This window comes from Bacillus cereus group sp. MYBK30-2 (assembly GCF_051915945.1).
Lineage (GTDB): Bacteria > Bacillota > Bacilli > Bacillales > Bacillaceae_G > Bacillus_A > Bacillus_A paramycoides.
The window spans coordinates 1-18,017 of sequence record NZ_JBQAFR010000002.1 but is presented as its reverse complement, the minus strand read 5'-3'; the positions used below and the strand labels follow the sequence as shown (position 1 = coordinate 18,017).

Sequence of the window (18,017 nt, the reverse complement as noted above, 5' to 3'; positions counted from 1 at the left end):
GGCTCTTTTTTTATTATTTTCGGATGTTTTAAGGGGAAATCTGGAAAAACCCTAATAAACACTATATAATAATAAATGGGATGGGATAAAAATGCTAGATCAAATTACTTGGGGAACGCCAGCCAGCTTATTATGCTTAGGATTCTTCTTTGCAGGGTTGGGAATCTTCTTAAAAAGTATTACGTCATATACGAAAAATAAATAAAAGCTTTAAAAAAACACAAAATTTCAGTTTAGGGGATACTTCAAAATATTAGCTTGATGAACCCCAGTAAGGAAAGAAATAGGGGAAAACACCCTATTTCTTTTTATTTCTATAGTAAATAAGAATAATTGAGTCATAAGTTACAACAATAATTAGAAGTAACAAGTGTATAAGTGCTTCAGTTTTCCCGTTTTGCAAAGATTTTATAAAGAAATCCCACTCTTTTTCATAGGGAGGATCTATCCAATTGCGTCGCAGTCCTAAATCAATTCCATTGAAGAAAAAGGCGATACTCAATATGATTCTTCCAACTAATACGGCTGCCACTTTTATACTCCAATTTTTTATCTTGATTAAGTAAAGGATTGGAATTAGTATAAGTACCCAAAAAACAGCAATATAGACTATATTCATCAGTCTATCTCCCTAACTCAATGCTTATTTCTGCTTGCTTACATTTTATTCTAATTTCGTTGTGTAAGGAACTGGAATATATGTTAATTTATTGCTGGTTTTAACTTGTAATAAAAAAAGAGCCAGAATTCCGGCTCCTTTTTATCCCGCATTAACGGGCAGTAAGACTCCCACCTCAAAATTCGGCACATGCGAGGAAGTTAGGTGGGAGATTAACTGCCCGTAAAAGCCCGATTGGTTCAACTAATAATCAGAGGGGATGGACAAAACCCCCTCTGATTAAAGTTTCACTTTATCTCTCCGTTTTAAAAAACTCAATCCACTCCCCGTCAGGGCCAGCGAAAAATATGTAACGTGTTCCATCCGGTAATGTTTCGATTTCTTCTCCTAGTAAAAAGGTTACTTCGTGTTTTCGTAGTCTTTCGATTTCATCTTCTAATGAATCTACTTTAAAACAAATGTGATGTACTTTTCCTTCTGCCGGAAGAGAAGAGTTGTAGCCTTCAATTAATTCGAGTATCGTTTCTTTTGATTCTTCTACGCCTAAAAAAGCGAGTTTTAAGTCTGGGTTTGGATGTCCCATACGCTTAATAAGTTGTAAGCCGACTACTTCTTCATAAAATGAGATGGATGTTTCTAAGTTTGAGACCATAAGTCCGACGTGTTCAATTCTTCTGACTGGCATATGTAATCCTTCTTTCTGAAAATTATATACATTACATAATATTGAAAATTAAGAAAATAAGCAAGATATAATTGTTACAAATTTTAGAGCGTTATATGGTATAGTGAGAAAGTATGTTTGGGGAGAAGGAAGGAGATTATTTTATGAATACAACTACTCAAACTCCTTCATTAACGGAAACGATGAAAGAGTGGCATTATGCATTAGCATATGAAATTAAACATTGGAAAACGATAGGTGGTAGTAAAATCTCTATCATTAACGGTCGTTTCTTATATACAGATTATGAAAGTACAGTATACGTATTTCAGCTTATTTCGGAAGTGAGCTTACCTGAAGGATCACCAATTCGAATTGAGTTCGATGGTGAGGAAGCGACGGGGGAAGTATTATCTGTACATGGATTAGAAATAGAACTGAAGTTAAATGATTATATACAAGGTGAAATAAGAGAAGCTGTTTTATACAGTGAACCGTGGCAATTGCTAGAACAACTGCAAGAGAGATTGAAAGAAGCTCGTAAAGATAAGCTGAAACGTAATCGTATAAAGCGTCTTGTAGATGGAACGAGCAGTCCGAAGCATATTGAGAAGATGAAAAATACGAAAAATGAATTGGCGTATCGCTCATTTTACAATCCGACAACGTACGTTTGGGGACCGCCCGGAACAGGGAAGTCTTACAATTTATCACGTATTATTTCGGCTCATTATCAAAAAGGAAAATCGGTACTTGTGTTAGCTCATAGTAATGCGGCAGTAGACGTATTAATGAGCGAAGTTACGAAGCAAATTGAAAAGAAAAAGAAATGGACACCTGGTGAAATCGTTCGTTACGGCTTTAGCCAACATGAACATATACGAAATCATGAAACGTTACTTGCATCGAGGCTAGTAGAAACGACGAATGGATCATGGGGAGAGGAAAGGCTTTATTTAGAAGAAACACGCCAAGATCTTCGTGAAAAAATTCTATCGTATAAGGCGACGTCTTCTGATAAGAAGCGTATGCAAGAAATAGAAAGTGAACTTCGAAAACAAAAAGCGAAAATTAAAGAAGTAGAAAAAGAATACATTGAAAATGCGAAAGTAATCGGTGCGACTTTATCGAAATGTGCAATTGATGCGCTTATTTATGAGCGTACATTTGATCTAGTTGTCGTAGATGAAGTGAGTATGGCATATGTTCCGCAAATCGCATTAGCTGCTTCTCTTGGAAAACGTATTGTCGTTTGTGGCGACTTTTTACAGTTACCTCCAATTGCAATGGCGAACCACGAACTCGTTCGAAAATGGCTCGGTGAAGATATGTTTTATCACGCAGGGATTGTTGATTCTGTAAATAAATCAGAAGCACATCCCAACCTTTTTATGTTGCAGGAACAAAGACGTATGCATGCAGATATATCTAAGTTTACAAACTCATTTATTTATAAAAATAGAGTGTATGATCATCCATCTGTTTCAGAGCGTCAAGAACTTGCGAAACTACAACCGTTCGCAAATGAGGCGAATGTTTTATTTGATACGAGCTTAATGGGAGCATTTTCTTTAAAAGACGCTGCTTCAGGTTCGCGTTTTAATATTATGTCTGGCTTAGTAGCGATGCAAATGATTTTAATTGGACTGTTAGACGGTGTTCAATCTATCGGTGTTGTTACGCCGTACCGAGCACAGTCCCGCTTTTTATCAACGTGTATTAGAGAAATGTTGCAGAGAACGAAATATCAACACGTACCAGTTTTAGCCGCAACAGTTCATAAGTTTCAAGGTTCTGAAAGAGATATGATGATCTTTGATACGGTGGATAGTTATCCGCAAGAACGCCCTGGCGTGTTATTCTTTGATCATAAAAACCATCGTCTCGTCAATGTAGCAGTAACGAGGGCGAGAGGGAAGTTCATTCAATTATCAGATTGCCACTACATGCGTAAAAATCTTTCGAGAAAACAAGCGTTATCACAATTAACAGCTCATATAGAACGTCACGGAGATGTGTATGATCGCACGACATCAAGACAAGTGTGGGAGCGAAAAATTTCGAAACGTTTACGCTGGTTTATGGAAATGAATCTTGAGGAGCCGAAAGGACTATTAAAAGATATTTTAGCGGCAAAGCGAAAAATTATCATTTCACTTCCAAGTACAAGGCAAGTTGATAAACGAGTATGGCAAGCGTTAATGCGTACGAATGCACAAGTAACGGTATATAGTGATGGACCAGTTCCATTAAAAAATGTAAAGTTACAAAGGCAAAACAAATCGTTCCCGTTTATATTAATCGATGATGAAATTTTTTGGGCAGGAGCACCGTTAACAGCTCAAATGATGTTTGAAGGTAGTACGGAATTTCCGTATATATGTGCAAGACTACAAGCACCTGAAACAATTGGTGTATTAAAAGGGTTTTTAGATATTCGGTAAATTCGGATAGGAATTCCTTGACTTTTAGTCGGAATAAACTTAGAATGAAAATAATTTAATACAATTTTATGAAAATTCTTATCACGAGAGGTGGAGGGACTGGCCCTACGAAACCTCGGCAGCGGATTCTATATGAATACTGTGCCAATTCCAGCAAGTTAACTTGAAAGATAAGAAAGAAGCTCATTTTGACTGTATATGCCAAAGCCTCTTTCTATCTTTTAGAAAGAGGCTTTTTTACGTGAAAATAAAGGAGGAAGAAAAATGGGAGCGACAGGAGTAACGTCACAAAGAAAAACAATTGCCCGGAGTATAGAAAGAAATAAGGAAAAGTACATAAAAACAAGTCATGATATTCATGCGAATCCGGAGATTGGTAATCAAGAATTTTACGCATCAAGAACGTTAAGTTTATTGCTAGGAAGTGCAGGTTTTCAGCTGCAACATAATATAGCTGGTCATGAAACAGGTTTTATTGCGCGAAAAAGTTCAGGGAAACAAGGACCAGTTATTGCATTTTTAGCTGAGTATGATGCTTTACCAGGATTAGGCCATGCGTGTGGTCACAATTTAATCGGAACAATTAGCGTTGCAGCAGCGATCGCATTGTCAGAAACACTTGAAGAAATCGGCGGGGAAGTTGTAGTGTTCGGGACACCAGCTGAAGAAGGGGGACCAAACGGTAGTGCGAAAGCAAGTTATGTAAAGGCAGGTTTATTTAAAAACATTGATGCGGCGCTTATGATTCATCCGAGCGGAAAAACAGCTCCAACGAGCCCTTCACTAGCAGTTGATCCACTTGATTTTCATTTTTATGGGAAAACAGCTCACGCCGCAGCTTCGCCAGAAGAAGGGATTAACGCATTAGATGCGATTATCCAGCTGTATAACAGCATTAATGCACTTCGCCAACAACTTCCGTCAGATGTGAAAATTCACGGAGTCATTACAGAGGGCGGAAAAGCACCTAACATTATTCCGGATTATGCTGCGGCACGCTTCTTTATTCGCGCAGCAACGAGAGAAAGATGTGCGGAAGTAACGGAAAAAGTAAGAAACATCGCGCAAGGGGCAGCATTAGCAACAGGTACAAAAGTGAAAATTCATCAATTCCAAAATGAAATCGATGAATTACTCGTAACAAAAACATTTAATGCCGTCGTAGCCGAAGAACTAGAACTATTAGGTGAAGACGTACATCGCAAAGAAAGAATCGGCATCGGTTCAACCGACGCAGGAAACGTAAGCCAAGTCGTACCGACAATTCATCCGTACATTAAAATCGGACCAGACGATTTAATTGCGCATACGAATGAATTCAGAGAAGCAGCTCGTTCAGAACTAGGAGACAAAGCGTTAATTACATCGGCAAAGGCATTAGCAAATACAGCGTATCGATTAATTACGGAAGAAGGGTTGTTAGAGAAGGTGAAGGAGGAGTTTAGGGAGGAGCAGAGGAATCAGGGATAGGGGATTAAAGGGAGTGGATGACCCACTCCTTTTTCTTTTTTGAGGAAAGTTTGTGCTTATCACCTTAAATAAATTGTTCATTTTCACATTGAGGTGTTAATTCTCTTATCCCTTTATCAGAACGACAATTTCTCTTCAAATTCACTCTTTAAAACAATTAAAGGAGACGATAATCCAAATTGCATTAAAGAATCTAAAAATGTAGCGAGAGAATCCATCGAATCGCTCATGACCTTCATCATATAATTAAATTCCCCGCTAATTCGATATAAATCTGTTACTTCAGGAGCGGCATTACAAAATTGGATAAAATCAGAGCATTGGCTTGTTTTAAACATAATGAAAGCTTGAATGTTTTTATTAATTTTGGAAGGCTCAAATTTCGTTCGGTAAGCAGCTATAACGCCTTGATCTTCAAGCTTGTTAATCCGTTCTTTTACAGCAGGTTGCGTCATGGATATAATCCGTCCTATTTCTGAAACGGAAATTCTCGCATTTTCATATAACAGGTTCATAATTTTATGATCGATTTCATCCAGTTTTACTGCATTTTGCATTGTGTAGCCTCCTTGTTTTATTTTCTAAAGTAAATAGTGAATTATAACTATAATATCATAAGTTAACAAACTGAATTCCCTATAAATCTATATTTAAAATTATTGGTGTTTGAATAAAAATATAAGTATAGGATTTATTAAACGGAAATTTAGGAAGGATGGAAAAAATGAAAAATCTTGATGGGAAAATAGCGTTAGTAACAGGGGCGAGTCGTGGAATCGGTCGTGCCATTGCAATGAGATTGGCGAAAGATGGGGCATTAGTTGTGATTCACTACGGCCGAAATAAAACAGCTGCAGATGAAACGGTTAGAGAGATTGAATCTAATGGAGGAAAAGCGTTCTTAATTGAAGCTGAGCTCAATTCAATTGATGGTGTCAACAAGTTAGTAGATCAATTAAAGAATGAACTGCAAACAAGAGTTGGTACATCAGAGATTGATATTTTAGTTAACAATGCAGGTATAGGTACGCAAGGGACAATTGAAGATACGACAGAAGAAGTTTTTGATGAAATTATGGCCGTAAATATGAAGGCACCGTTCTTCTTAATCCAGCAAACATTACCATTACTACGAGCAGAAGGGCGCATTATCAACATTTCATCAGCCGAAGTACGACTTGGTTTTACGGGATCAATTGCATATGGTTTAAGTAAAGGTGCACTAAATACGATGACACTTCCTCTAGCTAAACATCTTGGAGAAAGAGGTATAACTGTTAATACAATTATGCCCGGATATACGAAGACAGATATTAATGCGAAATTGCTAGATAATCCAGAAATACGAAATTTTGCTACGAATTCATCTGTTTTTGGACGAATAGGGCAAGTTGAAGATATTGCAGATGCAGTAGCATTCCTTGCTTCTTCTGATAGTCGTTGGGTAACGGGACAGATTTTAGATGTTTCTGGAGGGTTTTGTCTATAGAAAAGGGGGGGCGCTTCATAACCATCAGCTTTAGATTTCGCATTTTATTAGTTTGATAGTTATGGAGCACTACCGTTTGGAAATAGATCAAATTACGATATGAACCATAATTTTTCCATTTCGGGAAGGCTACGGTTCTTTTTATTTGCAGAAAATTTATGATAGGAGAAAAGGTTTGTATATTAAACAAAAAAAATTGATTAACCAGTTGCATAAATAACTCACCAGCGTATATACTATAAACATCAAAAAAAATTGATGAAGGGAAGTGAATTATAGTGGCACAAGATTTTCAATTGTATGAGAAAAAATTTAAAGCATTGGCTGATCAGAAGCGTTTAGAGATTATGTATGAACTTTGTCAACGAGGACAGACGTGTGTATGTGATTTAACAGAGGTTTTTGAAATGACGCAATCTAAGTTGTCATATCATTTGAAAATTTTATTAGATGCAGGTTTAATTGTAAAAGAAACAAAAGGTACGTGGAGTTATTATGATTTAAATGATGCGGCAGTAAATAATTTATTATCAGAAGAATTGTGCTGTATCTTTAGAAAAACAGGCAAAGGTAGCTGTTGTTAAAATTTTGCGCTATTAATCAAAAAAAATTGATTAATAGCATTTTAAGGAGAGGAATAAGCTATGAGATATGTTCATGTTGGTATAAATATTACTAATCTAGAGAAGTCTGTTGAATTTTACGAAAAGGTATTTGGTGTATCACCAGTTAAAGTGAAAACAGATTATGCAAAATTTTTATTAGAGACGCCAGGACTTAATTTCACGCTGAATGTACGAGATGAAGTGAATGGAAATCAGGTAAATCATTTTGGTTTCCAAGTGGATACAGCTGAAGAAATTACATTTCATAAAAAAAGATTAGAGAAAGAAGGTTTCTTTGCACGTGATGAAATGGATACTACTTGTTGCTATGCGGTACAAGATAAGTTTTGGGTAACGGATCCTGATGGTAATGAGTGGGAGTTCTTTTATACAAAAGCAGATAGTGATGTTCATAAAATAGAAGATTCATCGTGTTGTACGACTTCTAACGTAGTAGATAAAAATTCGTGTTGTTAATGAGAGAAGGGGGATAAAATGAAACGTTTATCTTTTCTAGATCGATATTTAACACTATGGATCTTTCTAGCTATGGCTGTTGGAATTGGTATAGGATTTATGTTTCCTAGTGTAGTAGACGGACTGAATACATTACAAGTTGGAACGACGTCTATTCCGCTTGCTGTTGGTTTAATTTTAATGATGTATCCACCATTGGCGAAGGTTCGTTATGAAGAAATGGGCCGGGTATTTAAAGATGTAAAAGTGTTAGTTCTATCATTAGTACAAAACTGGATTATTGGGCCTGTACTTATGTTTGTTTTAGCAATTATTTTTCTTCCTGATAAACCAGAATACATGGTCGGGCTCATTATGATTGGTTTAGCACGTTGTATTGCAATGGTAATTGTTTGGAACGATCTTGCTGATGGTGATAAAGAATATGCAGCAGGTTTAGTTGCTTTTAATTCGGTATTTCAAATGTTATTTTTCTCGATTTATGCATACGTATTTGTAACAGTAATCCCAGAATGGTTAGGAATTGAAGGGGCTATCGTTAGTATTACAATGGTAGAAGTTGCGAAATCAGTATTTATCTATTTGGGAATTCCTTTTATTGCAGGTATGTTGACACGCTTTGTACTAGTGAAGCTAAAAGGAAGACAGTGGTATGAAAAGGTGTTTATACCTAAGATTAGTCCAATTACATTAATTGCATTGCTATTTACGATCATCGTTATGTTCTCTTTAAAAGGAGAAATGATTGTTAGCGTACCACTAGATGTAGTAAGAATAGCAATTCCGTTATTCATTTATTTTATCGTGATGTTTTTCGTTTCTTTCTTTATGGGAAGAAAAATTGGTGCAAATTATCCGGTAACAACAACGTTAGCATTTACAGCAGGTAGTAATAACTTTGAATTAGCGATTGCTGTAGCAGTTGGTGTGTTTGGTATTCATTCAGGTGCGGCATTTGCAGCCGTCATCGGACCGTTAGTTGAAGTACCTGTAATGATTGCACTTGTAAATGTCGCTTTTTGGTTTAAACGTAAATATTTTAATGATCAACCAGTATGAAATTAAAAACAAAGGTGGAAAACAACATGGAAAACAAAAAGACGATCTACTTTTTATGCACAGGAAATTCATGCCGAAGCCAAATGGCAGAAGCTTGGGGCAAACAATACTTAGGAGATAAGTGGAATGTATACTCTGCTGGGATTGAAGCGCATGGAGTAAATCCAAATGCTATTAAAGCGATGAATGAAGTAAATATCGACATAACAAATCAAACATCAGATATGATTGATTCAAACATTTTAAATAATGCTGATTTAGTTGTTACTCTTTGTAGTCATGCTGATTCTGTGTGTCCTTCTACACCTCCGCATGTGAATCGTGTTCATTGGGGATTTGATGATCCGGCAGGAAAAGAGTGGTCTGAGTTTCAACGTGTTCGTAATGAAATCGGTGAACGGATTAAACGATTTTCTGAAACCGGTGAATAAATAAAGTAAAGAGCCAATCTTCTATTGTATAGGAGATTGGCTCTTTTTACTATACATAGTCACTACTGCATTGGTTTACACAAACTATCGAAAAAAATAGAGAATATTCTGTCGGGATGATAAAGTTAGAATAGAACGATTTCAGAAAGGCGGTTTAACTTATGATTTCTGAATTGAGCAAAAAAAAAATTTGTAAATATAGCGGTTAAGTAAATGAACAAGGGCAATTAGAAGTAAAAGCTGTAATTGTAGGGATTAATCCTGGTCGTATATTTGTAGATAACATTTCTTCTCCTAATTCAGGACTTATTTGGTTAGGAAATAATGATGGCTTCTTTTTTATTGGAAATGCAGAAAATGAAGAGTTTAATAAAGAAATTAATAGTTTTATTGATAATGTAATAGTACCTGAAGCGAGAAAGGTTGGACTAAATTGCTTTGAAGAAATCGGTAATCATTCAGAGTGGAATAAAACAATCGAAAGAATATTTCAGCATCGTCAATTAAAAAGTTGGGATCAAAGAGTGTATACGCTAAAAAAAGAGGATTATAAAGATAATTATGAACCTAAAACTGAACAAGGGTATACAGTATTGAAAGTGAGTAAAACTCTCTATGAAAATAATGGAAATTCATTTAAGAACATTGAATTTTTACAATCAAAAATTTTAGAGTTTTGGTCTTCACCGTAACGCTTTTTCAATGAGGGAATTGGCTATTGTATTGTTTATGACAATATGATTGTAAGTATTTGTTTTTCAGGATTTATCTTTGAAAATATACATTGTATAGATATTGAAACGATAGAAGGTCATCAGGGAAGAAAATTAGCTCAAAAGATAACTCATAGTTTTGTAAAAGACTGTTTGGAGAATGACATAATTCCATATTGGGACTGTATGGAATTAAACAAGCCTTCTGTCGCAGTTGTAGAAAATGTAGGGTTTGCAAATGTGTTTAATTATGTAGGATATTATTTTTCATTTGAATAATTTAGGCGTGCCTTGCAAGCTTCTCATAGACTTACTTCTATTTTTAACTATGATCTATTGTGCTTATAGAGGTATTGCTTTTTCTATTGGATGAGTTTTTTGTAATTTAATTAAATAATCGCCGAATCGTTTTATATGTCTACGATTCACAAAAGAAAGCATATGAGGTGTTCTAAAAATGAAAATACAAATTGTATTGTTTGACGGCTTCGGAGAGCTTGTTTCTTTCGCACCTTTTGAGGTACTTAAAAGAGCGATAGAAGAAGGGGCTCCATTTACGGTTGAACTAATAGCAAGTGAACCAAAACAAGAAATTACTACTTCGTTTGGAGTTACGGTCAAATTAAATGATTTTTTACGAATGGATAATCGTCCAGATCTGCTAATTGTACCTGGTGGTGGCTGGAATCATAAAGCTGAACATGGGGCACGAAAGCAAGCTGAGCTTGGAGCCTTGACCAAAATGATTAGAGAGATGCACAACGAAGGAACGATCGTTGCTGGAGTTTGTACAGGAGGTATGTTACTAGCTGCCTCTGGCATATTGGATGGTAAAAAGGCAACGATGCACCATTTGGCGCAGAATGAAATGAGTGAATACGGGGCAGAGCTTCTTCATTACAGAATTGTGGATCAAGGGAATATTATTACTGCAAGAGGAGTCACTTCAGGACTTGATTTGGGACTTTGGATCACGGAAAGGTTCGCAAGCTCCAAAATTGCAGCTGCCGTTGAATACAGAATGGAATACGAGAGACGAGGTGTTGTTTGGGGTTAATTTGAATTCTTTTTTAGACCTGAACGTATATATGTATCTTCAGTCAATCGAATCCTCTTATTACACAAGAAATCCCCTATAGGATAGATTTTTTTTAGTGTCTATTCTATAGGGGATATTATATATATTTATTTCTCGGCACAGCTGTTTCTTCTGACGAACAAGCGATTGAAATTGCGAACAAATCAGAGTTCGACTTCGTTTATTTAATGCGTGAATCGTTTCAATCCCTTTTATCGTATTTGAATCCTTTAGAGTTACGTTATATATTTTAAATGTAGAAACATATTAAAATATTACATATACAAACTATAAAAAGAGAATAAAGGAGCCATGAGATTGAAAAAGACAATGAAATGTTTATTATGGGGGACAGGCTCGGTATTTGGTGCTTTCACAGCATTTATTACTTATGTGGCAATTAAGAATGTGAAGCATAAGGATGTTGAGAAATTGAAGGTGACCAATAATAACGAGCGCGTTCTTAAAGTCGGGAAAGAGTTTAAGGTGACAACGTTTAATATTGGCTACGGCGGTTTAGATAAAGATCAAGATTTTTTCTTAGACGGAGGGAAAGGTTCGCGTTCTAGTAGTAAAGAACAAACAGAAAAGAATATTAGCAGTATGCTGACTTTCTTGCAAAAGGAAGATTCTGATTTTATATTAATGCAAGAGATGGATGAGAAGTCACTTCGTTCATTTGATGTGAATCAGTATAAGGTGTTTCAAGATGGACTGAAAGATCATACGTCTACGTTTGGTGATAACTTTAATGTGCAGTGGGTGCCGGTACCAATTAAGAAGCCTCACGGATATACGAACAGTGGACTTGGTTCGTTTTCAAAATATAAAGTAGAAGAAGTGACGAGATATCAGCTTCCTGGAAGAGAAATGTGGCTTCGTCAATTATTCGACGTAGATCGAGCGATTGTTGAGCATAAGGTTCCAGTTAATAACGGAAAATATTTACGAATGGTGAACGTTCATTTATCTGCATATGATAAGGGTGGAAACATTCGAAAGCAACAAGTTGAGTTTTTGAAAGAGTATATGAATAAACATTACATAAATGGCGATTATATTGTGCTTGGTGGAGACTGGAATCAACTATTATCTGATGTGCAGTTAAAGGATCCGAGGTTTAAAGAAGACTGGCCAGAGTGGTTAGTACAGTTACCAGAAGATTTCACTGATGGTGGGTTCCAGTGGGCTGTTGATAACACCGTTTGGACAGTTCGTGACAATGTGAAGAGCTATGTTGAAGGTGAGAACTTTGTTACGATTATTGATGGTTTTTTAGTCTCTCCAAATGTGGAGATTGTAAGCGTACAAGGGCATGATTTGAAGTTTGAAAACAGTGATCATAATCCGGTTAGTGCAGTGTTGAAGTTAAATTAGCAAGGGAAGAAATGGGTTATGTGTAAGAAGAGTGTAACCATATGTTTTCTGAAGTTTATACAATATAAATAATCTTGGCTCATTCATTTCATTAACCGGTTCCTGACGTATAAGGTACCGGTTAATTTGTGTCACAGTTTCCTGAAATGATAGGGTGACCCTTCACGGTATAGTTGCTTTTTCTTCCATCAATTCCACAAATGCATCTCAGATGGCTTCTTTTGTACGAACGACTCGTAAATCGCTATATATATTACGCAAGCAATATTCCATCTGAATTTTTTAAACACATTAAGAATATATGTCGGATATACGACACATCCATCATTTTTGATTATTGTTAAGAGTTTTATTCAAGATTATAATTTGAAATAAAATAAAACAACACGTTGTTCATTATTTCGCTTGGAAATGGGGAGGGAAGTTTATGAAGAATCAATTGTTAATTGTTGGAGCTGGACCAACTGGATTAGTTTTAGCTATTGGACTTACAAAACAAGGAATCCCTTTTAGAATTATCGATAAAAATAAAGGCCCGGGAGAAACTTCAAGAGCTATGGGTGTGCAAGCAAGAACATTAGAGTTCTATCGTCAGTTTGGGTTTGCAGATCAGGTCGTACAAAAAGGAATTAAATTTGTTAATATGCAATTTTATAGGAATACAACATTGAAGGCTAAATTCAACTTTGAGAATATGGGGAAAGGCCAAAGTCGTTATCCCTTTATGCTAAGCTTCCCACAAGATGAACATGAAAAGTTTTTAATTGAACAGTTAGAAGCTAAAGGGGTCCATGTAGAATGGAATACTGAGCTTGTATCATTTAATCAGAAAGATGATCATGTGAACGTCGTTACAATACAGAATGGTGTTGAAGAAAAAAATGTTTATAGTTATTTGTGTGGATGTGATGGTGCACATAGTTCAGTAAGAAAGGGATTAGACTTGACTTTTCCTGGTGGCACATACAAACAAACCTTTTATGTAGCAGATGTACAAACTGAAAACAGCGAAAATATTGGTTTTCAAATGAGGCTTTTTGAAGATGGATTGATGATTGTTATGCCGATTCGTACTTCTGGATCTTTACGTTTAATTGGAATAATACCTGAGGATTTAATGAAAGAAGAAAACAAGGAATCCGGCTTTTCTTTAATTGAACCATATATAAAGAAAAACACGGAGTTAAAGATTACGAAATTGAATTGGTATTCAACATACAAAGTACACCATAGGGTAAGTGAACATTTTAGAAAAGGACGTGTTTTTATTGCAGGAGACGCTGGACATATACATAGTCCAGCAGGGGGACAAGGAATGAATACGGGTATTGGTGATGCAGTAAATTTATCATGGAAACTTGGGGCTGTGATTCAAGGAAAGGCTGATGAATCTATTCTAGATTCTTATGAACAAGAAAGAATACAATTTGCCAAAACTTTAGTCGCAACGACAGATAGAGTATTTACTTCTATTGTTGGTAACGGCGTATGTAAAAAGTTCAATCGCCAATACTTAATTCCAGTTATTATCCCTAAGATGACTAAGTTTTCAATAGTTAGGAAAATGATGTTTAAAGTTGTTTCGCAAATACGGATTAACTATCGAAACAGTAAGCTCGCTAAAGGGAATGTAGGTAAAATTCATGGAGGCGATCGTTTACCATGGATTCCTTTTGATGATACAGATAATTTTGCACCACTTGAATCTTTTGATTGGCAGTTACATGTATATGGAGATGTAACTCCTGATTTAAGTAACTTTGCAAAAGAAAATAATCTTCTTTTGCATACATTCCCGTATAGCCAAGGAGTACAGAAAGCAGGAATTAAATTTGGTTCTGCTTTTCTAATTAGACCGGACGGTTATATCGCATTGGCAGATGAAACTCAAAATATAAATAGTATGGAAGAGTACCTTAGAAAAAATAAATTAAAATTTTAATATAATATTTCAAGGTAATACGAAAATGTATTGCCGTTTAGTTAAAAGAAACTAGTTATCATTATTTTAGTTTAACAAGCCATTATAAAATTTTACTTAGCGTATGAAATCTGCGTTTTGATGGTGCTACCCTATCACCATCAAGTTAAGAAGAGCAAATACCCCCAAAAAAGAAAAATTGAGCCGAACTCTTATAAATAACTGTGAAAAGGTAAAATTTTTGTTATGGGAGGTTTCTCAAAATATTAGCTTGATGGGCATGGGGTACCACCCCATCGCTATCAAGCTAGCAAAACTAAATTTCCTTGAAATGAAAAAATACGCTATTTTTTCTGTATATTTTTACAAAAAGAATAACGTTTTTTTCGTTTTATAGATACAATCTCATTTATTTTTCTTGGTGTTCCACATCCCATTCACTTAAATAGGATGCATATTCTAATTCATCTGGATTATCATGTAACATAGAAATAAACTCTAATTTATTTCCATCACAATCCAGAAAGTATACACTCGCAGCTGGCATCCATCTTTGGACAATTGGCTCTTGATTTCCTTTTCCTTGGCTTCCTACCACTTCTATTCCACGATTCTCTAACCACAATTTAGAAGTCTTTAGAAATTCTAAATCTACACCAAAAGCAAAGTGTTTCATCTCAAAATCTTCAATATTATGTACTTCCCATAGTCCAAGCATTTGCTCTTTACTTTCTCCTACCCAAAAGAAAGCCACTTTTCTTTTGGATAGTTTTCTTGCTAATGCTAACCCTAACTTATTTTGATAGAAATCTATCGCCTTTTCTAAATCTCTTACATGTAAATGAGTTTCGTATATGTTCTGTATCATTCTGCTTATTCCTTCCTTTCTTTATTAGTAACTACGGGTTGAGTAGTTACTGTAATTCTAAATCTGAAGTATGTATAATCATTGTAATGTATCTCCATATCCGATATACCTATTTACTATTCTATCGAAATTGAAATATGATAAACCCAACTGAGGTAGCAAATTCAAATGAAAATTCTACTACTTTTGTAGGAGAAATCTCCATCAAATTCAGATGAAATCATATTTAAATAATGAAAAAACGCTATTCTTTTAGTAAAAATATAAAGAAGGGATAGCATTTTTACTCTTGGGGGTAGTTAATATTTTAACGCGATTATCGAAAGATGAACGCGCGTGCCTGTTTCATGTTTAGGGCAGGTTGTAGAGGATATAGTCCAGCATTAATAGTGGTGAACCGTATCATAAGTAAATGAGGTTTTAGCGAAAAAACAACAGCACCCTCTAATTTGTTGGAGAGGTGCTGTTTTGTTATTTGAATGACTAACGTTAATATGTTCCTTTAATTTGAATGGTGGCAGTACCTTTTATTAGAATTGTCCCCTTGGTTTAACAAATGCTTTTTGGTAAATAATATGTTTGTTAAACAATTAATTAAGGGGGACTTGTATGCCACAGGATCGAAAAGCAGAAGTTCAAAACGATGCATACGAAGGAAAAGAGATCATGCCAGATAATCCACAATATCTACCGCGTCACGTGCAAATGGAGCTGCCTCACGAATTTTCTGTAAATCCTCTGTTTGCCCGCGAAGGAGAATCAGTCGTTCCGCGCTTTCACATGCGTGATGAAGGCATGTTACCAGAAACAGCGTATCAAATCGTCCATGATGAAATTGCTCTTGATGGCAATGCCCGCTTGAATCTTGCAACATTCGTTAGCACATGGATGGAGCCTGCCGCAGAGCACTTATATGCCAAATCTTTCGACAAGAACATGATTGACAAGGATGAATATCCACAGACAGCCGAAATTGAGGAGCGGTGTGTCCGTATTTTAGCCAACCTCTGGCATTCGCCCACCCCCCTTACGACTATGGGCGTTTCAACAACTGGATCGTCGGAAGCATGTATGCTCGGGGGGCTTGCGTTAAAGAGACGCTGGCAAAACGCACGCAAAAGCGAAGGGAAGCCGGTGGATCGGCCTAATATTGTGTTTAGTTCTGCTGTTCAAGTCGTTTGGGAAAAATTCGCGAACTATTGGGAGGTTGAACCGCGCTATGTGAAGGTTAGCCCAGAGCATCCCCGATTGGATCCTCAGGGGGTCCTCGCTGCCGTGGATGAAAATACGATTGGTGTGGTACCGATTCTCGGTGAGACTTATACCGGGCTTTACGAACCGGTTGCCGCCATTGCGAAAGCGTTGGACGATTTACAGGAGAGGACGGGCCTCGACATTCCCATGCATGTGGATGCTGCTTCGGGGGGATTTATAGCACCGTTTCTTCAACCAGATTTAGTCTGGGATTTTCAATTACCGAGGGTGAAGTCCATCAATGTATCCGGACATAAATATGGATTAGTCTACCCTGGGTTGGGTTGGATAATTTGGCGGGAAGCTGAAGATCTCCCTGAGGATCTAATCTTCCGCGTCTCCTATTTGGGCGGGAACATGCCGACTTTTGCCCTGAATTTCTCTCGTCCTGGCGCACAAGTGCTCCTGCAATATTACAATTACCTGCGTTTGGGGAAAAGTGGGTACTATGATGTCCAAAGGGCTTCTCAGAAAGTCGCTCTTTTTCTTAGCAAGGCGATTCAGAAGATGGAACCGTTCGAACTTTTGTCCGATGGTTCGGATATTCCGGTTTTCGCTTGGCGATTGAAAGATGGTTACACATTAAACTGGAATCTTTATGATTTATCTCGACAATTACGTGTGTTCGGCTGGCAAGTACCCGCCTATCCATTGCCTCCAGATATGGAAGCGGTGACGATTATGCGCGTTGTGGTTCGAAATGGATTTTCCATGGATCTCGCGCATTTATTTTTGAGGAACCTCAAACAGGCCGTTGCCTTTCTGGATTCCCTGGACGGGCCTATGCCACATGATACGAAATGTGATAATGGGTTTCATCACTAAGTGGGGACAGATCCCGTCATCATTAAGTTGAGCTAATCACCGGTGAAATTTACTATCTTAGATGAATCCCTTTATTAAGAAATTTATTGGAGGGACTTTTTATGGAGATTAAGTCGACCAATAAGGATATGCTTTATACAGAAGAATAGTTTATATCTCTTATCGGCTGGGGGAACAGGTTAAGCACCCGATCTGATAAATAGAATGGAGCAATGAAAAAAGTCTAATTTCTTCACATTAAATTGAGAAATTAGGCTTTTTAATATTGAAATTTCCTTAACGTTGTAAATTCGCATTTTCCTGACGCTACCCCATGCCCATCAAGCTAATATTTTAAAGTACCCCCTAAATGGAAATTTTGTGTTTTTATAGCACCGAAGTTTATTTTTATCGTTTTGGGGAACAACAGATTTTTTAACTTGATAGCAATGGGGTACCGCCACATCACCATCAAGCTAAGCTTATACAAAGTCAATTTTAGGCTAGATTGTTTCTTTTTTCTAAAGGGTAAATTTAGTTGATTGAAAGATTTGCATACGAAATAAACCCTAACGGGTTTCACTTTTTTGAATTAAGCGGCTTGTTTATCAGACATGGTACAATTGTAAACGACACCTAATATATCAAAGACCGTTTTTTTCTCATATCGATGAGATTTCCGCCCGTTTTGCTGTATGAGATTGAACAGGCGAAGTAACACCTTTGATAGCTCTTGGGTGTTTT

15 protein-coding genes, 2 pseudogenes and 1 riboswitch are annotated in these 18,017 nt (G+C 36.5%); of the genes and pseudogenes, 12 read left to right on the top strand and 5 right to left on the bottom strand.

The window, feature by feature from the left end:
- Positions 1-298: 298 nt before the first annotated feature.
- Together ACTFQM_RS11630 and ACTFQM_RS11625 are read right to left on the bottom strand one after the other, a co-directional pair.
- Entirely contained in the window at positions 299-619 is a 321-nt protein-coding gene (locus tag ACTFQM_RS11630; RefSeq protein WP_440034428.1) for a hypothetical protein, read from the bottom strand.
- Between the two features lie 292 nt (positions 620-911).
- Positions 912-1,304, bottom strand: a complete 393-nt coding sequence (locus tag ACTFQM_RS11625; RefSeq protein WP_440034427.1) for a VOC family protein — start codon at positions 1,302-1,304, stop codon at positions 912-914.
- Positions 1,305-1,417: 113 nt separating this feature from the next.
- Here ACTFQM_RS11625 and ACTFQM_RS11620 point away from each other — a divergent pair, with 113 nt between their 5' ends.
- Both ACTFQM_RS11620 and ACTFQM_RS11615 read left to right on the top strand, forming a co-directional pair.
- Positions 1,418-3,727: an AAA domain-containing protein gene (locus ACTFQM_RS11620; protein WP_440034426.1), complete on the top strand. Its 2,310-nt coding sequence runs from the start codon at positions 1,418-1,420 to the stop codon at positions 3,725-3,727.
- 75 nt (positions 3,728-3,802) lie between these two features.
- A riboswitch (SAM riboswitch) is annotated at positions 3,803-3,904 on the top strand.
- 87 nt (positions 3,905-3,991) lie between these two features.
- Complete coding sequence (locus tag ACTFQM_RS11615; RefSeq protein ID WP_440034425.1) at positions 3,992-5,197, top strand: M20 family metallopeptidase; 1,206 nt, start codon at positions 3,992-3,994, stop codon at positions 5,195-5,197.
- A gap of 116 nt (positions 5,198-5,313) precedes the next feature.
- Here ACTFQM_RS11615 and ACTFQM_RS11610 read toward each other — a convergent pair whose 3' ends face one another.
- The gene (locus tag ACTFQM_RS11610; protein ID WP_001178566.1) at positions 5,314-5,754 is read right to left on the bottom strand and encodes an Lrp/AsnC family transcriptional regulator; all 441 of its coding nucleotides are present in this window, start codon (positions 5,752-5,754) and stop codon (positions 5,314-5,316) included.
- A gap of 167 nt (positions 5,755-5,921) precedes the next feature.
- Between ACTFQM_RS11610 and ACTFQM_RS11605 the strand changes: the two genes are divergently transcribed.
- The 9 genes and pseudogenes from ACTFQM_RS11605 to ACTFQM_RS11565 all read left to right on the top strand — a co-directional run bounded on the left by ACTFQM_RS11605 (position 5,922) and on the right by ACTFQM_RS11565 (position 14,368).
- A complete protein-coding gene (locus ACTFQM_RS11605) occupies positions 5,922-6,686 on the top strand; it encodes an SDR family oxidoreductase (protein ID WP_071718986.1) in 765 nt (254 codons plus the stop codon).
- 278 nt (positions 6,687-6,964) lie between these two features.
- Complete coding sequence (gene arsR / locus ACTFQM_RS11600) at positions 6,965-7,270, top strand: arsenical resistance operon transcriptional regulator ArsR (RefSeq protein WP_071718984.1); 306 nt, start codon at positions 6,965-6,967, stop codon at positions 7,268-7,270.
- 60 nt (positions 7,271-7,330) lie between these two features.
- Positions 7,331-7,768, top strand: a complete 438-nt coding sequence (locus ACTFQM_RS11595; protein ID WP_440034424.1) for an ArsI/CadI family heavy metal resistance metalloenzyme — start codon at positions 7,331-7,333, stop codon at positions 7,766-7,768.
- A gap of 18 nt (positions 7,769-7,786) precedes the next feature.
- Positions 7,787-8,827 (top strand): ACR3 family arsenite efflux transporter, encoded by a 1,041-nt coding sequence (gene arsB, locus ACTFQM_RS11590; protein WP_025148600.1) that lies wholly within the window; start codon positions 7,787-7,789, stop codon positions 8,825-8,827.
- Positions 8,828-8,853: 26 nt separating this feature from the next.
- Complete coding sequence (arsC, locus tag ACTFQM_RS11585; protein ID WP_025148599.1) at positions 8,854-9,258, top strand: arsenate reductase (thioredoxin); 405 nt, start codon at positions 8,854-8,856, stop codon at positions 9,256-9,258.
- A 161-nt stretch (positions 9,259-9,419) separates the two neighbouring features.
- Positions 9,420-10,250 (top strand): annotated as a pseudogene (locus ACTFQM_RS11580) (GNAT family N-acetyltransferase).
- Between the two features lie 178 nt (positions 10,251-10,428).
- Positions 10,429-11,028 (top strand): DJ-1/PfpI family protein, encoded by a 600-nt coding sequence (locus tag ACTFQM_RS11575; RefSeq protein WP_440034423.1) that lies wholly within the window; start codon positions 10,429-10,431, stop codon positions 11,026-11,028.
- Positions 11,029-11,367: 339 nt separating this feature from the next.
- Complete coding sequence (locus tag ACTFQM_RS11570; RefSeq protein WP_440034422.1) at positions 11,368-12,426, top strand: endonuclease/exonuclease/phosphatase family protein; 1,059 nt, start codon at positions 11,368-11,370, stop codon at positions 12,424-12,426.
- A gap of 427 nt (positions 12,427-12,853) precedes the next feature.
- Positions 12,854-14,368 (top strand): FAD-dependent monooxygenase, encoded by a 1,515-nt coding sequence (locus ACTFQM_RS11565; protein WP_440034421.1) that lies wholly within the window; start codon positions 12,854-12,856, stop codon positions 14,366-14,368.
- Positions 14,369-14,756: 388 nt separating this feature from the next.
- Here the strand turns inward: ACTFQM_RS11565 and ACTFQM_RS11560 are convergent, their stop codons facing one another.
- Positions 14,757-15,215 (bottom strand): VOC family protein, encoded by a 459-nt coding sequence (locus tag ACTFQM_RS11560; RefSeq protein WP_440034420.1) that lies wholly within the window; start codon positions 15,213-15,215, stop codon positions 14,757-14,759.
- A 609-nt stretch (positions 15,216-15,824) separates the two neighbouring features.
- Here ACTFQM_RS11560 and ACTFQM_RS11555 point away from each other — a divergent pair.
- Positions 15,825-17,294, top strand: a complete 1,470-nt coding sequence (locus ACTFQM_RS11555) for a glutamate decarboxylase (RefSeq protein WP_440034419.1) — start codon at positions 15,825-15,827, stop codon at positions 17,292-17,294.
- Positions 17,295-17,865: 571 nt separating this feature from the next.
- Here the strand turns inward: ACTFQM_RS11555 and ACTFQM_RS11550 are convergent.
- Positions 17,866-18,017, bottom strand: a pseudogene (locus ACTFQM_RS11550) (IS4 family transposase); the annotation flags it as partial.